Origin of the sequence: Streptacidiphilus albus JL83, from assembly GCF_000744705.1 — a bacterium.
Lineage (GTDB): Bacteria > Actinomycetota > Actinomycetes > Streptomycetales > Streptomycetaceae > Streptacidiphilus > Streptacidiphilus albus.
The window spans coordinates 7,877,186-7,893,129 of the sequence record NZ_JQML01000001.1; the positions used below are offsets into that span (position 1 = coordinate 7,877,186).

Sequence of the window (15,944 nt, forward strand, 5' to 3'; positions counted from 1 at the left end):
CGGCCGTGCCCTCGCGAATCCTTGCCCGGCCTGCGGGAGAGCGCGCTCCCGGGCGGCAACTCCCATCAATCCCAAGGCTGTTGCGCCCGGGAACGATGTCGTCCGGCCCTCCGGCGGCGCGGCTCCGGATGCGGCTCCCCGGGCCCTTCGCTTCACTCTGTGAATCGGATCAAGACATCTTCTCTTCACAGTGTTGAAGTATTGACTTGGTGGAAAGTTGAGAGCACGCTGACAAACCGTCAACAGGGTTCCGGAGCCGCTGTTGTCGCAAGGGGGGCACCGCCGCTGTCAGGACGGCGCGTGCTCCCCTGCGCTGCCCACACCCCACCCATGCAGGCGATGAAGGGCCGGTGCGTTTCTCCATGCACGACGAACGACACAGAGACAGCGGGATCAAGCGGTCAAGGGTCGGCGGGTGGTCAGGCACCCGTCGCGCACTGACAGCACTGGCGGCGGGCTTCGCCCTCGCCGTCGGCGGAACGGTCGCACTGGCCGCACCCGCCTTCGCCGCCACCGCGAGCGGCGGCCCCGGTTCCACGCCGTACTGGAACGAGGACGGCCAGGTCCAGGGCTTCGCGACCGCGCTCAACTCGGCCTCCAAGGTCTGGTACACCCTGGCCGACGGCGAACTGCAGAACGTCTACTACCCGGAGACCGACGAACCGGACACCTTCGGGCTCCAGTACTACGTCACCGACGGCTCCAGCTTCACCGACAGCGAGACCGCCAACACCGGCCACGCCATATCGCTGGCCGACCCCACCTCGCTGACCTGGACCCAGACCAACACCGCGACCAGCGGCAAGTACACCATCACCAAGACCTACGTGGCCGACCCGGCCCGCTCGGTGATCCTGGTCAAGACCACCTTCACCAACAACAGCAGCACCCCGCTCGACCTCTACGCGGACTACCAGCCCTATCTGGCCAACCAGGGCGACGCCAACACCGGCAGCACCGACGCCACTTCCGGCGACCTGGTCGCCGTCAACGGCTCGGTCGCCAGCGCCATGTCCTCCTCCACCGGCTTCGCCCAGGCCAGCACCGGCTACGTCGGCACGACCAGCAGCGGCGTCTCCCAACTGACCAGCGGCTACGGGCTCACCACCCAGTACGCCGGGGTGGCGAGCAGCGGGCACATCGACCAGACCGCGCAGATCCCGGTCGCCGCCTCCGGCTCCACCACCTTCACCCTGGCGCTGGCCTTCGACACCACCGAGGCCGCCGCCGTCACCGACGCCTCGGCCTCCCTGGCCACCGGCTTCGCCTCCGCCGAGAGCTCCTACGAGGCGGGCTGGCACACCTGGATGAGCAGCCTCGACGCCGCGCCGGCCTCGGTGGACACCGCCGCACTGCTCCGCCAGTACGACATCTCGCTGATGGAGGTGAAGGCGGACGAGGACAAGACCTACACCGGGGCGTTCGTGGCCTCGCCGAGCAACCCCTGGGGCGCGAGCGTCAGCGCGGCCAGTGCCGGAGCCCACGGCTACCACCTGGTGTGGACCCGTGACGAGTACGAGATGGCGACCTCGCTGATGTCGGCCGGGGACACCGCCGACGCCAAGGCGGCGCTGGCCTACCTGCTCCAGTACGAGGTCACCTCCAGCGGCTACGTCAAGCAGAACACCTGGCTCAACGGCAACGAGGAGTGGGGCGGGCAGCAGTTGGACGAGGTCGCCGACCCGATCGTCCTCGCCTACCAGCTCGGCGTGACCGACGCGACCACCTGGGCCACCCTCAAGACCGAGGCCAACTATCTGGTCAGCAACGGCCCGGTGACCGGGGAGGAGCGCTGGGAGGAGATCGGCGGCTACTCGCCCTCCACCATCGCCGCCGAGATCGCCGGCCTGGTCTGCGCCTCGGCCATCGCCACCGACAACGGCGACAGCACGGACGCGGCCACCTACCTCGCCACCGCCAAGACCTGGGCCGCCGACGTCGACGGCTGGACCTACACCACCACCGGCTCCTACGGGAACGGCGACTACTTCCTGCGGATCACCCAGGACGGCAACCCCAACTCGGGCGCGTCGATCTCCCTCGCCAACGGCGGCGGGAACCACGACGACCGCACCGTCACCGACGCCGGCTTCCTGGAACTGGTCCGGCTCGGCATCAAGTCCGCCACCGCCACCGACATCACCAACTCGCTGACGGCCGTGGACGACACCATCAAGGTGAGCACCCCCGAGGGCCCGATCTGGCACCGCTACAACTTCGACGGCTACGGCGAGACCTCGACCGGCGCCGACTACACCGGCTCGGGCGTCGGCAACCCCTGGCCGGTGCTCACCGGTGAGCGCGGCGAGTACGACGTGGCGCTCGGCGACAGCACCGACGCCCAGGCGATGCTGGCCACCATGCAGGGCGCGGCCGACGCCGGCGGTCAGATCTCCGAGCAGGTCTGGGGCAGCAGCACCGCCTCCTCCGCCAACGGCTGGACCCTCGGCGCCGCCGACAACTCCGGCACCCCGCTGATGTGGGCGATGGGGCAGTACGTCCGGCTCGCCAACGACATCTCCAACGGCAGCGACCTGGACACCCCGACCGTCGTCTGCACCACCTTCGGCACCTGCGCCGCGGCCAAGCCGTCCACCCCGACCGGGCTGAAGGTCACCGGCACCACCTCCAGCACCGCCTCGCTGTCCTGGAGCGCCTCGACCAACACGCCCACCGGGTACAAGGTCCTCCGCAACGGCACCCAGGTCGGCACCGCCACCGGCACCAGCTACACCGACACCGGGCTGACCGCCTCGACCGCCTACAGCTACACCGTCGAGGCCTACAACACGGCCGGCACCTCGGCCGCCTCCACCGCCGTCACCGCCACCACCGCCGCACCGGGGGTCGCGCCGAACGCGCCCACCGGGCTGACGGTCGGCCCGACGACCACCACCACCGTCCCGCTGAGCTGGACCGCGTCCACCACCAGCGGCAGCTACCCGGTGGCCGGCTACTACGTGCTGCGCAACGGCGCCCAGGTCGGCTCCACCACCGGCACCTCCTACACCGACACCGGCCTCAGCCCGGCCACGGCCTACCACTACTCGGTCGAGGCCTACGACACCGACGGCGACCTCTCGGCCGCGTCCACCGCCGTCACCGGCACCACCGCCGCCGGCTACACCGAGACGGTGGAGGTGACCGTGCCGGTGAACACGGCGGCGACCGGGGACGGGGTGTACCTGGACGGGAACTTCTCGGTCCTGGGCAACGGGGGTGCGGACTGGGCGGCGTCGGGGGTGGCGATGACCAAGGTCGACGACACCCACTACACGGCGACGGTCAGTGCCACCTCGGCGGCGGCGCTGTCCTACAAGTACGTGCTCGGCGCGAACTGGAGCTATGTCGAGAAATCGGCTTCCTGTGCCGATATCGGCAACCGGGCGCTGACGGTCAACGGCGGGACGGTGAACGACACGGTGCTGAACTGGGGCGGCCCGAACACCTGCGGCAACGCGGAGGCGGTCATCGATCTGACGGTGCCCTCGAACACCCCGGGCACCGACACCGTCTACCTCTCCGGCAACTTCTCCACCCTCGGCACCGGGATGTCCTCGGCCAACGACTGGGCCTCCGGGCTCTACCCGATGACCCGGACCGGCGCCGACACCTGGCAGGCCGTCGTGCCGGCCGTCCCCGGCTCCACCCTGTCCTACAAGTTCGACCTGAACGGGACCTGGACCAACGTCGAGGAGGGCAGCTCCTGCAGCACCGTCAGCAACCGGAGCTTCTACTTCAACGGGGCGGACAGCTCCTACCCGGCAGCTGACACCGTCGTCGACTGGGCCGGCCTGAACGGCTGCTGACGGTCCAGCAGTTCCGACCGGAGGACGGGGGTCGCAGCACAGCGCTGCGGCCCCCGTGCGCTGCCGTCCTCAGTTCCAGTAGGAGTGGTCGAGCCGGGAGGGCGCCGGTGGGGTGAACGGCTCCAGGGAGGCGCGGCGGAAGCGGCGGCGCACGGTCCGCAGGGCCGCCCAGGCCTCGCGCAGATGCGGGGCGAGCGTGCCGAGCAGGCTGCCCAGCAGCGCCGCTGCCAGCAGCAGGCCGAGCCGCAGGGCGTCGCCGCGCCCGTCCCAGCCGAGGACACCCCACCGGTCGGCGTCGAAGCCGTCGTAGAACAGCCAGCAGAGCAGTCCGACGACGGGGCTGGCCCACGGTCGCGCGGTCCAGCCGACGGCGAGGGCCGTTGCGGCGAGCATCAGCAGCGCCGGGCCGGAGCGGTGCGCGGCGCCGGTCGCGGCGAGCAGGATCGACAGCGGCGCGGCCACGGCGAACGCGGTCACCAGCAGCATGGAGGGCGGGAGTGTCGTCCGGGGGTGGTGCAGTCGGGGGCTGTGGAGTGCGGCATGCACGGAAGCCTCCTGGTCGGACGGGGGTCGGGACACCTTCTATGAGAAGTCGGGGCGGACGGCCCGGGGGCGGCTCTTGACGCTCTCCATACGCCACCGCAGCGGATCCATACGGGTTCTTGGCGTCAGCCTGGCGTGCGGCCTGCTGCCCTCATCAGGGTGAACGCGCGCGTGTACGCCCGGCCGACCCGTGCTCAGGCAGTACGTTTTCCTGGACATATTGGGCCATAGTCATCGGTCCACCGATGAAGGGAACACTTATGCGTATTCGCACCGTCCTGATCGGCTTTGCCATTGCGACCGTCGCGGTCGTCGGTACCGCGACCGGCGCCAGCGCGGACAGCGTCGGCGGCTTCGGCGCGAAGTACCACCACAGCGTCGGCGAGATCCACGCGGGCCAGGCCGGTCTCTCCTGGGACAGCACCAGTGCTTCCCTGGGCGGCGGCTTCGCGACCACCGGCTGACGTTCGCAGCTGACGGGCCGACGGCCCGGGGCGCTGTTCGCTCCCGGGCCGTCGGCCCGTGCTCGCCTGCTCGCTCAGGCCTCCTCGGCGCGCTCCGCGCGCACGCCCTCCCGGTCCCGGGCGTGCGGACGGTGCACCTCGCCGGTGAGTTCGGCGGGCTCGTCGGCCGGCTGCGGGTGGGTCAGCAGGTGCACCCCGGCCGCGATCGCGCCGCCGACCAGCGGGGCCACGATGAACAGCCACACCTGCGAGATCGCGCTGCCGCCGGCGAAGATCGCCGGCCCCAGGCTGCGCGCCGGGTTGACCGAGGTGCCCGTCAGCGGGATGCCCACCAGGTGGATCACTCCCAGGGTGAAGCCGATCGCCAGCCCGGCGAAGCCCTTGGCCGCGATCCGGTGGGTGACCGCCAGCACGACGAAGACCAGCACGAAGGTCAGCAGCACCTCCACCAGGAAGGCGCCGCCCAGGGAGATGCCCACCTGGGAGCGGGTGCCCCAGCCGTTGGTGCCGAGCTTGCCGTGGGTCTGAATTCCGGGGACGGTCTTGGCCATCCAGAACACCAGCGCCGCTCCGGCGATCGCGCCGAGGAACTGGGCCACCCAGTACGACACCGCCGTCTTCACGTCCATCCGGCGGGCCAGCAGGAAGCCCAGCGTCACCGCCGGGTTCACATGGCAGCCGGAGATGGGTCCGAAGCAGTAGACCAGGGCCAACAGAGTGAAGCCGAACGCCAAGGCGATGCCCGCGTCGCCGATGTGCGGCCCGGCCAGGACCGCTGCTCCGACGGCGAGCAGGACCAGCAGCAAGGTCCCGATAAACTCACTGACTATCGCACGCCTGTCCATCGTGCCCTCCTCCTGCCCCGCCCAGGGGTGGACGGGGGCATAAGAAAAGCGTGAGGTAATCCGTCGGCGCCCGCATCTCCGGATGATCAGGGCGTACCGGACGACCGGCCGGAGAGCGGGCGCAGCGGCGGCGCGCCGGGCGGATCAGATGGTCGACACGTCGATGACGAAGCGGTAGCGGACGTCGCTCGCCACCACCCGCTCGTAGGCCTCGTTGACCTGGTCGGCCGGAATGACCTCGATCTCCGCGCCCAGGCCGTGCTCGGCGCAGAAGTCCAGCATCTCCTGGGTCTCCCGGATGCCGCCGATCATCGAACCGGCCAGGCTGCGCCGGGCGCCGATCAGCGAGAAGACGCTGAGCGAGACCGGGTGCTCGGGCGCGCCGACGTTGACCAGGGTGCCGTCGACGGCGAGCAGCGACAGGTAGCGGTCCAGCTCCAGGTTGGCCGAGACGGTGTTGACGATCAGGTCGAAGTGCCCCTCCAGCGCCGTGAAGGTCTCCGGGTCGCTGGTGGCGTAGTAGTGGTCCGCGCCGAACCGCTCGGCGTCCTCCTGCTTCCGCAGGCTCTGGCTGAGCACGGTGACGTCGGCGCCCAGCGCTGCGGCGATCTTGACGCCCATGTGGCCGAGGCCGCCCATGCCGACGATCGCGACCTTGCGGCCGGGCCCGGCCTGCCAGCGCTTCAGCGGCGAGTAGAGGGTGACGCCCGCGCACAGCAGCGGCGCGGCGACGTCCAGGGCCAGGCCCTCGGGGATGCCCAGGACGTAGTTCTCGTCGACGACGACCTCGGTGCTGTAGCCGCCGTAGGTGGGCTCGCCGTCGGCGTCCAGCCCGTTGTAGGTGGGGGTCTGCCCGACCCGGCAGTACTGCTCGTCGCCGGCCAGACAGTTGGCGCAGGTGCGGCAGGAGTCGACGAAGCAGCCGACGCCGACGCGGTCGCCGACGGCGTAGCGGGTGACCCCGGGGCCGACCTCGGCGACGGTGCCGGCGATCTCGTGGCCCGGAACCATCGGGAAGATGGAGCCGCCCCACTCGTCGCGGGCCTGGTGGATGTCGGAGTGGCAGATGCCGGCGAACTCGATGCTGATCCGGACGTCGTGCTCGCGGACGTCGCGGCGGGGGATCGTGGTGCGTTCCAGCGGGGCCTTCGCGGAGGGGGCGGCGTAGGCGGGGACCGTGGTGGTCATCGTTGCTTCAGCTCCATGCGGGTCGGTGAGGGACGACGGGGCAGTACCGTCCGTCCAGAGAATCCAAGTCCTGGGGCGGTCGGATCATTCCGGCCGCCGCTCAGCCGTGCGGCGGCAGCCGGCCGAGCTGGTGGTCGGCGGCGCTCAGCGCCTCGTCGACCAGTCGGGCCAGGTGGCCGTGGCGCAACGAGTAGACCACCCGGCGGCCCTCCTTGCGGGTACTTACCAGACCGGCGAGCCGCAGCCGGGCCAGGTGCTGGCTGACCGAGGGGCGGGCCACGCCGGAGGTCTCGGTCAGCGTGGTCACATCGGCCTCGCCCTCGGCGAGCCGCAGCAGCAGGGCCAGCCGGGTGCGGTCCGCCAGCAGTCCCAGGATCTCGGCAGCCGCGGCCAACCGCTCGCTCTCATCAGGCACCTGCGCATCATACGCAGGTGATGGGTGCATGCGTGCAGACATACGCACATAATGGCAGAGTGGTCCGACCGACCCGAGGTCCGACCGGAAGGCGAGCCGCCGTGAACCAGCACCCGCACCACGACCCCGCGCACCACGACCACCCGCACCACGACCACGACGCCCACCACGGGCGCGACACCCACCACGGGCACGAGCACCACGACCACCCGCATCCGCACGGCCACGGCGGCTCCTGGGCGGAGCGGCGGCACCGGCTGGGGCACCTGCTGAAGCCGCACCGGCACGAGACCGCCGACATGGTCGACCCGGCGCTGGAGTCCTCGGCCGAGGGGCTGCGCACCCTGTGGATCTCGCTCGCCGGACTGGCCGTCACCGCCGCGCTGCAGGCGGTGGTGGTGCTGCTGTCCGGGTCGGTGTCACTGCTGGGCGACGCCGTGCACAACGTCGCTGACGCGCTGACCGCGCTGCCGCTGGGCATCGCCTTCCTGCTCGGCCGCCGGGCCGCGACCCGCCGCTTCACCTACGGCTTCGGCCGGGCCGAGGACCTGGCCGGGGTGGCCATCGTGCTGACCGTGGCGGCCTCGGCGGCGGTCTCCGCCTGGGTCGCGGTCGATCGGCTGCTGCACCCCCGGGCGGTCGGCTACCTGCCGGCGGTGGCCGCCGCCGCGCTGGTCGGCTTCGCCGGCAACGAGCTGGTGGCCCGCTACCGGATCCGCACCGGGCGGCGGATCGGTTCCGCCGCGCTGGTCGCTGACGGCGTCCACGCCAGGACCGACGGCTTCACCTCGCTGGCGGTGCTGGTGGGCGCGGGCGGCGCGGCCATCGGCTGGCGCTGGGCCGACCCGCTGGTGGGCCTGCTGATCACCCTCGCCATCCTCGGCGTGCTGGCGGGCACGGTCCGCGAGGTCTTCCGCCGACTGATGGACGCGGTGGACCCGGCCCTGGTCGACGCGGCCGAGTCGGCGCTGGTCGCGGTGGACGGGGTGGCCGGCGTCGGCCAGGTGCGGATGCGCTGGATCGGCCACCGGCTGCGGGCGGAGGTCGCCATCACGGTGGACGGCGAGCTGAACCTCCACGCGGCCCACGGCGTGGCCGTGGCGGCGGAGCAGGCCCTGCTGGAGGCGGTGCCCCGGCTGGTCGCCGCGCACGTCCACGCGGACCCGCTGCAGGGGCACGCGCCGCACCCGGTCCTCCCGCCGGTGCTGCAGCCGGTGGGCCGGTAGCGGCCCCGGTCGGGCGTACGTACGGCGCGCGTACGTCAACCCCACTCGGTCACGGCACCGGTTCGGATGGAAGAAGTGACCAATCCATCTCCGCAGCAGTTGCGAAGTAGGAACCAGAAGGCCCGATAGCCAAGGGCGTTCATCGACAGAGATGGGGCGTGATGGGCGAGGAGCACCTCGATACCCGGTTGCTCGCGGAGCTGACCGAGCAGTCGCAGGATCTGAACAGCGATGCGCTGCGGATCACCCGCGACGCGCTGACCGACTTCGGTCAGCAGGAACCGGCCCGGCGCTGGTGGCAGCGCGGCGGCACGGTGGCCGCGCTCGCCGGCGGTGCGGCGCTCTGGGGCGCGACCCGCGCCACGGCAGCGTCCAGCGACGACATCCAGGCGCTGCAGACCGCGGCGTCGCTGGAGAACCTGGCGGTGAGCGTCTACACGACCGCCGCCGGGCTGCCGTTCATCAAGGACGGCAACAAGACGGTCTCCGCGTTCATCGCCAAGACCACCAGCCAGCACCAGGCGCACGCCCAGGCGTTCAACGCCGCGGCCACCCAGGCCGGCGGCAAGGCGCAGATGGACCCCGACCCCAAGTACGCGGCGATCGTGAAGCAGATGCTGCCCTCGATCAAGACGCCGGCCGACGTGGTCAACCTGGCGCTCACCCTGGAGGACACCGCGGCGCAGACGTACACCGCGTACGTCTCCAAGGTGACCGACGTCCAGCTGCGGAAGCTCTTCGGCTCGGTGGCGCCGGTGGAGGCGCAGCACCGCTCCATCCTGCTCGCCGTGCAGGCGCTGCTCGCGGGCAACATGGCCGATCTGATCGCCATCCCGACCGACCCGGCGAAGCTGCCGGCCGCGGCGGGCAGCGTCGGGTTCCCCGACGCCTTCTACCCGACCAAGAACGCTTCCCCGATCAGTGAAGGGGCTGTGCAGTGAGTGCTGGTACCGGCGGCTGGGAGCTGCCGATCTCCGAGGGTGAACTGTCACGGCTGACCCGTGACCTGGACGAGGCGCACCGCGAGTACCTCCCGCTGATGCACGCCGCCGCCACCGATCTGGGCGAGGAGCTGCGCGACACCCGCTCCGCGCAGCCGGGTCTCGCCTCGCGGCGCCGGTTCCTGCTCGGCGCGGGCGGCGTCGCGGCGGCGCTGACCCTCGCGGCCTGCTCCAGCAGCGGGACCAAGAACGCGGTCGGCGTCGGCGCGAGCTCCTCGACGAGCCCGTCCGGCTCCTCCGGCTCGGTGTACACCGGCGACCTGCAGGTCGTCGCGCTGGCCACCGCGCTGGAGAACCAGGCCGTGGGCGCCTACACGGCCACCCTGACCGCCGCCAAGGCCGGCAAGCTCGGCACGGTGCCCCCGGCCGTGGGGACCTTCGCCACCACGGCGATGGCCCAGCATGCGGACCACGCCAAGGCGTGGAACGCTGTGCTCACCGGTGCCGGCAAGCCGGCCATCACCGGCGTGCCGCTGTCCAACCAGCCGGCCACGCTGAAGGCCCTGGGCGCGGCCAGCAACGTAGGCGATGTGGCCAAGCTCGCCCTGGAGCTGGAGAATCAGGCAGCGCAGACCTACCTCTTCGCCGCCTACAACGTCTCCAGCGCCGGCGGCATCGCCACCGCCGCCAGCATCGCACCGGTGGAGGCCATGCACGCGGCCATCCTCAACTTCGTCCTCGGCCAGTACCCGGTCCCGGACGATTTCCTGCCGGTCGACAAGGCCGCCAGCCCGACCCTGCTGACGGTCTGAGCCCACTGGCGGTCCAGTGCCGCCAGTGCGGTCGCACCGCACGGTCCACCCCCACGGACCGTGCGGTGCGCAGCCCCCAACAACAAGGTGAGGACGATTCCGTGTCCCGGTTCCAACGCCCGTTCGTCGCCCTGGCCGGCCTGCTGCTGGTCACCGTCGCGGCCTGCTCCAGCGGCAGTTCCTCCGGCAGTTCGTCCTCGTCCTCGCCCGCCGCCACGCCCGGCTCCGCCGTGCCAGGTGCCGGCGCGAGCAGCAGCATGGCCATGGCCACCTCGCCCGCCGCCCAGGGCTCCGCGACCGCGTCCGCGCAGGACGAGATCGTGATCGACAACTTCGCCTACAGCCCGGTCAGCCTGACCGTGAACCCGGGACAGGTGGTGACCGTGGCCAACCACGACTCGACCACCCACACCCTCACCGCGACCACCGGCAATGCCTTCAACACCGGTGACATCGCGCCCGGGGCGACCGCCACCTTCACCGCGCCCACCAAGCCGGGCAGCTACCCCTACATCTGCAGCATCCACCAGTTCATGCACGGAACGCTGATCGTGCGCTGAGGAGTCCCGATGGCCACCGTCGCCAGTGCCGCCCGTCTGATGCTCCGTTGCGCGGCCGCCGTCGGCCTGGCCGTCGACGCCGCCGTCCATGCCAAGCTGGCAGGCCAGTACGACGCCGTGGCCGCCAGCGTCAGCCAGGGCACCCTGTTCCGGATCGAGGCCGGCGCGGCCGCCCTGGCGGTGCTGCTGGTGCTGTTCTGGCACCGGCGCATCGGCGATCTCTTCTGCTGGCTGACCGCCGCCGCCGGCCTGGCCGCGCTCCTGGTCTACCGCTACTGGAACGTCGGAGCTTTCGGCCCGTTCCCCAATATGTACGAGCCGGTGTGGTTCACCGACAAGGTCTGGGCGCTGCTGGGCCAGATCCTGGCCGTCGTGGCGCTCACCCCGCTGCTGCTGTTCCCGGCCCGGCGTCGCCGGGTTGACAGCTGACCCCATCCGTCCAGTCGGCCCGGCCATACATCGGATGAAAGTCTTGATGGATGGCCGGATGATCCGTAGAGTCCTCCAGGGCGCGGGTATACATCCGATGTGTATGCCCGGGTAGCTGCCGCCATGTCTTTCCGTGGCCCCGGCAGCCGACGCCCGACGGTGTCCGGGCGAGCAGCCCCGCCACGAGAGGACCCAGCGTGCCCGTGACGGAAGCGCGCATCACCGGTTTCGACACGTTCGATGTTCGTTTTCCGACGTCGCGTGAGTTGGACGGTTCGGATGCGATGAATCCTGATCCGGATTATTCGGCGGCGTATGTGGTGCTGCGGACGGACGCGGGGGACGGGTTGGAGGGGTACGGGTTCGCGTTCACGATCGGGCGTGGGAACGATGTGCAGGTGGCGGCGGTGGAGGCGTTGCGATCGTTCGTGGTGGGGCGTTCGGTGGGGGAGTTGTGTGCGGATCCGGGGTCGTTGAGCCGTGACTTGGTGGGGGACAGTCAGTTGCGGTGGCTGGGGCCGGAGAAGGGGGTGATGCATATGGCGATCGGTGCGGTGGTGAATGCGGTGTGGGATCTGGCGTCGCGTCGGGCGGGGAAGCCGTTGTGGCGGTTTCTGGCGGATGCGGAGCCGGAGTGGTTGGTGTCGCAGGTGGATTTCCGTTATATCGGTGATGCGTTGAGTCCGGAGCAGGCGTTGGGGTTGTTGCGGGGGGTGCGGGCGGGTCGGGGGGTGCGTGAGGGGGTGTTGTTGGAGCGGGGGTATCCGGGGTATACGACGTCGCCGGGGTGGTTGGGGTACAGCGATGAGAAGTTGGCGCGGTTGGCGCGGGAGGCGGTGGCGGCGGGGTTCACGCAGATCAAGTTGAAGGTGGGGGCTGATCTGGCGGACGATGTGCGGCGGTTGGGGGTGGCGCGGGCGGCGGTGGGTCCGGGTGTGCGGGTGGCGGTGGATGCGAATCAGCGGTGGGGTGTGGCGGAGGCGGTGGGGTGGGTGGGGGCGTTGGCGCGGTTCGATCCGTACTGGGTGGAGGAGCCGACGAGTCCGGACGATGTGTTGGGGCATGCGGCGATTCGGGCGGGGGTGGCGCCGGTGCGGGTGGCGACGGGTGAGCATGTGCAGAATCGGATCGTGTTCAAGCAGTTGTTGCAGGCGGGGGCGGTGGATGTGCTGCAGTTGGATGCGGCGCGGGTGGGTGGGGTGAACGAGAATCTGGCGGTGTTGTTGTTGGCGGCGCGGTTCGGGGTGCCGGTGTGTCCGCATGCGGGGGGTGTGGGGTTGTGCGAGTTGGTGCAGCATCTGGCGATGTTTGATTTTCTGGCGGTGTCGGGGACGACGGAGGACCGGGTGGTGGAGTACGTGGACCATCTGCACGAGCACTTCACGGATCCGGTGGTGGTGGAGCGGGGTCATTACCGGGCGCCGTCGGCGCCGGGGTTCTCGGCCCGGATGCGGCCGGAGTCCGTCGCGCGTTACACCTACCCCGACGGCGAGTTCTGGGCCGCCGACCTCGCAGCCGACCACACCTGAATCCCTGAAGAGGAGAGCGCATGAACGAGCTCGACGGACTGCGCGCCATAGTCACCGGCGGCGCCTCCGGAATCGGCCTGGCCACGGCCCGGCTGCTGTCCGAACGCGGCGCCGAGGTCGCGGTGCTCGACCTCACCGCGCTGGACCCCGCTGGGCTCGAACCCGACGGAGCCGGCGGGGCCGGTAAGCCGCTGCACGGCTTCCTGGCCGACGTCTCCGACGACGCCTCGGTCCGCGCGGCCTTGGCCGAGGCCACCGCGCACCTCGGCGGGCTGGACATCCTGGTCAACAACGCCGGGATCGGCGCGGCCGGAACGGTCGAGGACAACCCGGACGAGCAGTGGCACCGGGTGCTGGACGTCAATGTGCTCGGCATGGTCCGCACCACCCGGGCGGCGCTGCCGCACCTGCGGGCGTCCGCGCACGCCGCGATCGTCAACACCTGCTCGATCGCCGCCACGGCCGGGCTGCCGCAGCGGGCCCTGTACTCCGCCAGCAAGGGCGCGGTACTGTCGCTCACCCTGGCCATGGCCGCCGACCACGTCCGCGAGGGCATCCGGGTCAACTGCGTCAACCCCGGCACCGCCGACACCCCCTGGGTCGGCCGACTGCTGGACGCCGCCGACGACCCCGAGGCCGAGCGGGCCGCGCTGAACGCCCGTCAGCCGATGGGACGCCTGGTCACCGCCGAGGAGGTCGCCGCCGCCGTCGCCTACCTGGCGAGCCCCGCCGCCGGTTCGGTCACCGGCACCGCGCTCGCCGTCGACGGCGGCATGGCCGGACTCCGGCTGCGTCCGGCCGGCAGCTGACCACCGTCCGACTCTCCGAGAAAGGTCCGACCTCCGTGCGACACGCCCCGCTGGGGAGCAGCAGGACCGAGGTGACCGAACTCGCCTTCGGCGCCGCCTGCATCGGCAACCTGTTCACCCCCGTCACCGAGGCGGACGCCCGTGCCGCCGTGGACGCCGCCTGGTCGGCCGGGGTCCGCTACTTCGACACCGCGCCGCACTACGGCCTCGGCCTGTCCGAGCAGCGGCTCGGCGCTGCGCTGCGCGACCGGCCCCGGGACTCCTACACCCTGTCGACCAAGGTCGGCCGGCTGCTGGAGCCGCAGCCCGGCGCCGTCGGCGACGACCTGGCCAACGGCTTCGCGGTGCCCGCGACCTGGCGCCGGGTCTGGGACTTCAGCGCCGACGGCGTCCGGCGCAGCATCGAGTCCAGCCTGGAGCGGCTGGGCCTGGACCGGATCGACATCGCCTATCTGCACGACCCCGACGACCACGGCCCGCAGGCGCTCGCCGAGGCGTACCCGGCCCTCGAACAACTGCGCGCGGAGGGGGTGCTGGGGGCCGTCGGGATCGGGATGAACCAGACCGGGCTGCCCACCCGCTTCATCCGGGAGACCGACATCGACGTGGTGCTGCTGGCCGGCCGCTACACCCTGCTGGACCAGGGCGGCCTGACCGAGCTGCTGCCCGAGGCCGCGCGGCGCGGGGTCTCGGTCGTCGTCGGCGGCGCCTTCAACTCCGGCCTGCTGGCCGACCCGAGGCCGGGCGCGACCTTCGACTACGCGGCCGCGCCGGACGCGCTGCTGCAGCGGGCGCTGCGGATCAAGGCGGTCTGCGAGCGTCACGGCGTGCCGCTGCGGGCGGCGGCGCTGCGCTTCCCGCTGGGGCACCCGGCGGTCGTCTCGGTCCTGGTCGGGCTGCGCTCCGCCGAGGAGGCCCAGGACGCCGCCGAGATGATCGGGCACCAGCTCCCGGACGCGCTCTGGGCGGAGCTGCGGGCCGAGGGCCTGCTGCCGGAGTCGGCCCCGGTCGCGGCCCCGGCGCATGCCGGATGAGCGCCGCCGGGTCTGTGCTGGTCGACGCGCACCACCACGTCTGGGACCTGACCGTCCGTGACCAGCCGTGGATCACCGGCCCCGAGCTGGCGCCGCTGCGCCGCAGCTTCGGCGTCGCCGAGCTGGAGGGCGAGGCGGCGGCGGCCGGGGTCCGCGCCTCGGTGCTGGTGCAGACCGTGACCCTGGCCGAGGAGACCCCGGAGTTCCTGGCCCTGGCCGAGGGCAGCGGCGTGATCGCCGCCGTCGTCGGCTGGACCGAGCTGACCGATCCGGCGGTGGCCGAGGTGCTGGCCGCGCTGGGCGAGGGTCCGGGCGGCGCCGCGCTGCGCGGTATCCGGCACCAGGTGCAGGACGAGCCGGACCCGCGCTGGCTGTGCCGGGCCGACGTGGCGCGCGGGCTGCGGGCGGTACGGGAGGCGGGGCTGGTCTACGACCTGGTGCTGCGACCGCACCAGCTCCCGGCAGCGGTCGAGGCCGCAGCGGCCGAGCCCGGGCTGACCTTCGTCCTGGACCACCTGGGCAAGCCACCGATCGCCTCGGGCGAGCTGGAGCCCTGGGCGGCCCGGGTCCGCGCGCTGGCGGCGCTGCCGAACACCGTCGCCAAGCTGTCGGGGCTGGTCACCGAGGCGGACTGGCAGCGCGGTTGGCAGCCGGAGCAGCTCCGGCCCTACGCCGACACCGTGCTGGAGGCCTTCGGTCCGGAGCGGTTGATGTTCGGCTCGGACTGGCCGGTGTGCACCCTCGCCGCCTCCTACGGCCACGTGCTCGACACCGCACGGACGCTGACGGACGGGTTGAGCGCGGACGAACAGGCGGCGGTTCTCGGCGGCACCGCCACCCAGGTGTACCGGCTGGGCTGACGAGTCGGGTGGCAAGTCGGGCTGACGGGTCGGGGTGACCCGAGCCGATGGAACCGGCGGGGGAGTCGGTGCGTCGGATCGACGCAGTGCGGGGCCGGGCGACGGCACCCGCTTCCGGCAGCACCTCACGGAGGAGCAGTCCATGCGCTTCGACCGACGACTCGTCACCGTCAGCGTCAGCTTGGCGGTCTGCGCCGCTCTCGGCACCGCCCTGACCGGCTGCGCCTCGGCGACCACAGCCCCGGCGACGCACTCCAGTCCCGCCACCGGCCCCGCCGCCGACGCTTCCACCGGCGCTTCCACCGGCGCCGGAAAGGTGACCTCGGTGCCGATGATCCCGGGGCTCCCGCCGGGGGACAAGCCCTGTCCGGTCGCGTCCCAGTGGCAGGGCGGAGGCGTGCCGACGACGATCGACGGCACCCCGGCCAACACCCCGCAGGCGGAGGAGCTGTCCCAAGCGGTCGGCCGACTGGGGCGCGG

At 71.8% G+C, this 15,944-nt stretch carries 15 protein-coding genes; 11 read left to right on the plus strand and 4 right to left on the minus strand.

Features of this window, described 5'->3' with window-relative positions; translation table 11 throughout:
• Positions 1–362: 362 nt before the first annotated feature.
• The gene (locus tag BS75_RS51705; RefSeq protein ID WP_152646318.1) at positions 363–3,809 is read left to right on the plus strand and encodes a glycoside hydrolase family 15 protein; all 3,447 of its coding nucleotides are present in this window, start codon (positions 363–365) and stop codon (positions 3,807–3,809) included.
• A 69-nt stretch (positions 3,810–3,878) separates the two neighbouring features.
• Here the strand turns inward: BS75_RS51705 and BS75_RS45160 are convergent, their stop codons facing one another.
• Positions 3,879–4,355 (minus strand): hypothetical protein, encoded by a 477-nt coding sequence (locus BS75_RS45160; RefSeq protein WP_152646319.1) that lies wholly within the window; start codon positions 4,353–4,355, stop codon positions 3,879–3,881.
• 257 nt (positions 4,356–4,612) lie between these two features.
• Between BS75_RS45160 and BS75_RS34175 the strand changes: the two genes are divergently transcribed.
• Positions 4,613–4,816, plus strand: coding sequence for a hypothetical protein (locus tag BS75_RS34175; RefSeq protein WP_034090981.1), 204 nt, complete (start codon positions 4,613–4,615; stop codon positions 4,814–4,816).
• Between the two features lie 74 nt (positions 4,817–4,890).
• On the opposite strand, the gene BS75_RS34180 is transcribed toward BS75_RS34175, so the two are convergent.
• The 3 genes from BS75_RS34180 to BS75_RS34190 form a co-directional block, all read right to left on the minus strand.
• The gene (locus BS75_RS34180) at positions 4,891–5,661 is read right to left on the minus strand and encodes an MIP/aquaporin family protein (protein WP_042440714.1); all 771 of its coding nucleotides are present in this window, start codon (positions 5,659–5,661) and stop codon (positions 4,891–4,893) included.
• 144 nt (positions 5,662–5,805) lie between these two features.
• Positions 5,806–6,849 carry an NAD(P)-dependent alcohol dehydrogenase gene (locus BS75_RS34185; RefSeq protein WP_034090982.1) on the minus strand — a complete coding sequence of 348 codons (1,044 nt, stop codon included), beginning with the start codon at positions 6,847–6,849 and terminating at the stop codon, positions 5,806–5,808.
• A 100-nt stretch (positions 6,850–6,949) separates the two neighbouring features.
• Positions 6,950–7,306, minus strand: a complete 357-nt coding sequence (locus BS75_RS34190; protein ID WP_034090983.1) for an ArsR/SmtB family transcription factor — start codon at positions 7,304–7,306, stop codon at positions 6,950–6,952.
• A gap of 59 nt (positions 7,307–7,365) precedes the next feature.
• Here BS75_RS34190 and BS75_RS34195 point away from each other — a divergent pair, with 59 nt between their 5' ends.
• From BS75_RS34195 to BS75_RS34235, 9 genes are all read left to right on the plus strand, one after another.
• On the plus strand, positions 7,366–8,490 hold the full coding sequence (locus tag BS75_RS34195) for a cation diffusion facilitator family transporter (protein ID WP_042440715.1): 1,125 nt from the start codon (positions 7,366–7,368) through the stop codon (positions 8,488–8,490).
• 161 nt (positions 8,491–8,651) lie between these two features.
• Entirely contained in the window at positions 8,652–9,431 is a 780-nt protein-coding gene (locus BS75_RS34200) for a ferritin-like domain-containing protein (RefSeq protein ID WP_034090984.1), read from the plus strand.
• Positions 9,428–10,243, plus strand: coding sequence for a ferritin-like domain-containing protein (locus tag BS75_RS34205; RefSeq protein WP_034090985.1), 816 nt, complete (start codon positions 9,428–9,430; stop codon positions 10,241–10,243). Before BS75_RS34200 ends, BS75_RS34205 begins: the two co-directional genes overlap by 4 nt.
• 101 nt (positions 10,244–10,344) lie before the next feature.
• A complete protein-coding gene (locus tag BS75_RS45680) occupies positions 10,345–10,803 on the plus strand; it encodes a cupredoxin domain-containing protein (protein ID WP_081982913.1) in 459 nt (152 codons plus the stop codon).
• A 9-nt stretch (positions 10,804–10,812) separates the two neighbouring features.
• Entirely contained in the window at positions 10,813–11,232 is a 420-nt protein-coding gene (locus BS75_RS34215) for a hypothetical protein (protein WP_034090986.1), read from the plus strand.
• A gap of 197 nt (positions 11,233–11,429) precedes the next feature.
• Entirely contained in the window at positions 11,430–12,761 is a 1,332-nt protein-coding gene (locus BS75_RS34220; RefSeq protein WP_034090987.1) for an enolase C-terminal domain-like protein, read from the plus strand.
• 20 nt (positions 12,762–12,781) lie between these two features.
• Positions 12,782–13,570 carry an SDR family NAD(P)-dependent oxidoreductase gene (locus tag BS75_RS34225; RefSeq protein ID WP_034090988.1) on the plus strand — a complete coding sequence of 263 codons (789 nt, stop codon included), beginning with the start codon at positions 12,782–12,784 and terminating at the stop codon, positions 13,568–13,570.
• Between the two features lie 35 nt (positions 13,571–13,605).
• Positions 13,606–14,604 carry an aldo/keto reductase gene (locus BS75_RS34230; protein WP_034090989.1) on the plus strand — a complete coding sequence of 333 codons (999 nt, stop codon included), beginning with the start codon at positions 13,606–13,608 and terminating at the stop codon, positions 14,602–14,604.
• Complete coding sequence (locus BS75_RS34235) at positions 14,601–15,464, plus strand: amidohydrolase family protein (RefSeq protein ID WP_034090990.1); 864 nt, start codon at positions 14,601–14,603, stop codon at positions 15,462–15,464. The genes BS75_RS34230 and BS75_RS34235 overlap by 4 nt, the downstream gene beginning before the upstream one ends.
• Positions 15,465–15,944 lie beyond the last annotated feature (480 nt).

Coding starts and splice junctions, on each gene's coding strand:
- BS75_RS34200 (WP_034090984.1), top strand. CDS start 8,652: ATGGGCGAGGAGCACCTCGATACCCGGTTGCTCGCGGAGCTGACCGAG.
- BS75_RS34175 (WP_034090981.1), top strand. CDS start 4,613: ATGCGTATTCGCACCGTCCTGATCGGCTTTGCCATTGCGACCGTCGCG.
- BS75_RS34185 (WP_034090982.1), bottom strand. CDS start 6,849: ATGACCACCACGGTCCCCGCCTACGCCGCCCCCTCCGCGAAGGCCCCG.
- BS75_RS34180 (WP_042440714.1), bottom strand. CDS start 5,661: ATGGACAGGCGTGCGATAGTCAGTGAGTTTATCGGGACCTTGCTGCTG.
- BS75_RS34235 (WP_034090990.1), top strand. CDS start 14,601: ATGAGCGCCGCCGGGTCTGTGCTGGTCGACGCGCACCACCACGTCTGG.
- BS75_RS34225 (WP_034090988.1), top strand. CDS start 12,782: ATGAACGAGCTCGACGGACTGCGCGCCATAGTCACCGGCGGCGCCTCC.
- BS75_RS51705 (WP_152646318.1), top strand. CDS start 363: ATGCACGACGAACGACACAGAGACAGCGGGATCAAGCGGTCAAGGGTC.
- BS75_RS34215 (WP_034090986.1), top strand. CDS start 10,813: ATGGCCACCGTCGCCAGTGCCGCCCGTCTGATGCTCCGTTGCGCGGCC.
- BS75_RS34190 (WP_034090983.1), bottom strand. CDS start 7,306: ATGTCTGCACGCATGCACCCATCACCTGCGTATGATGCGCAGGTGCCT.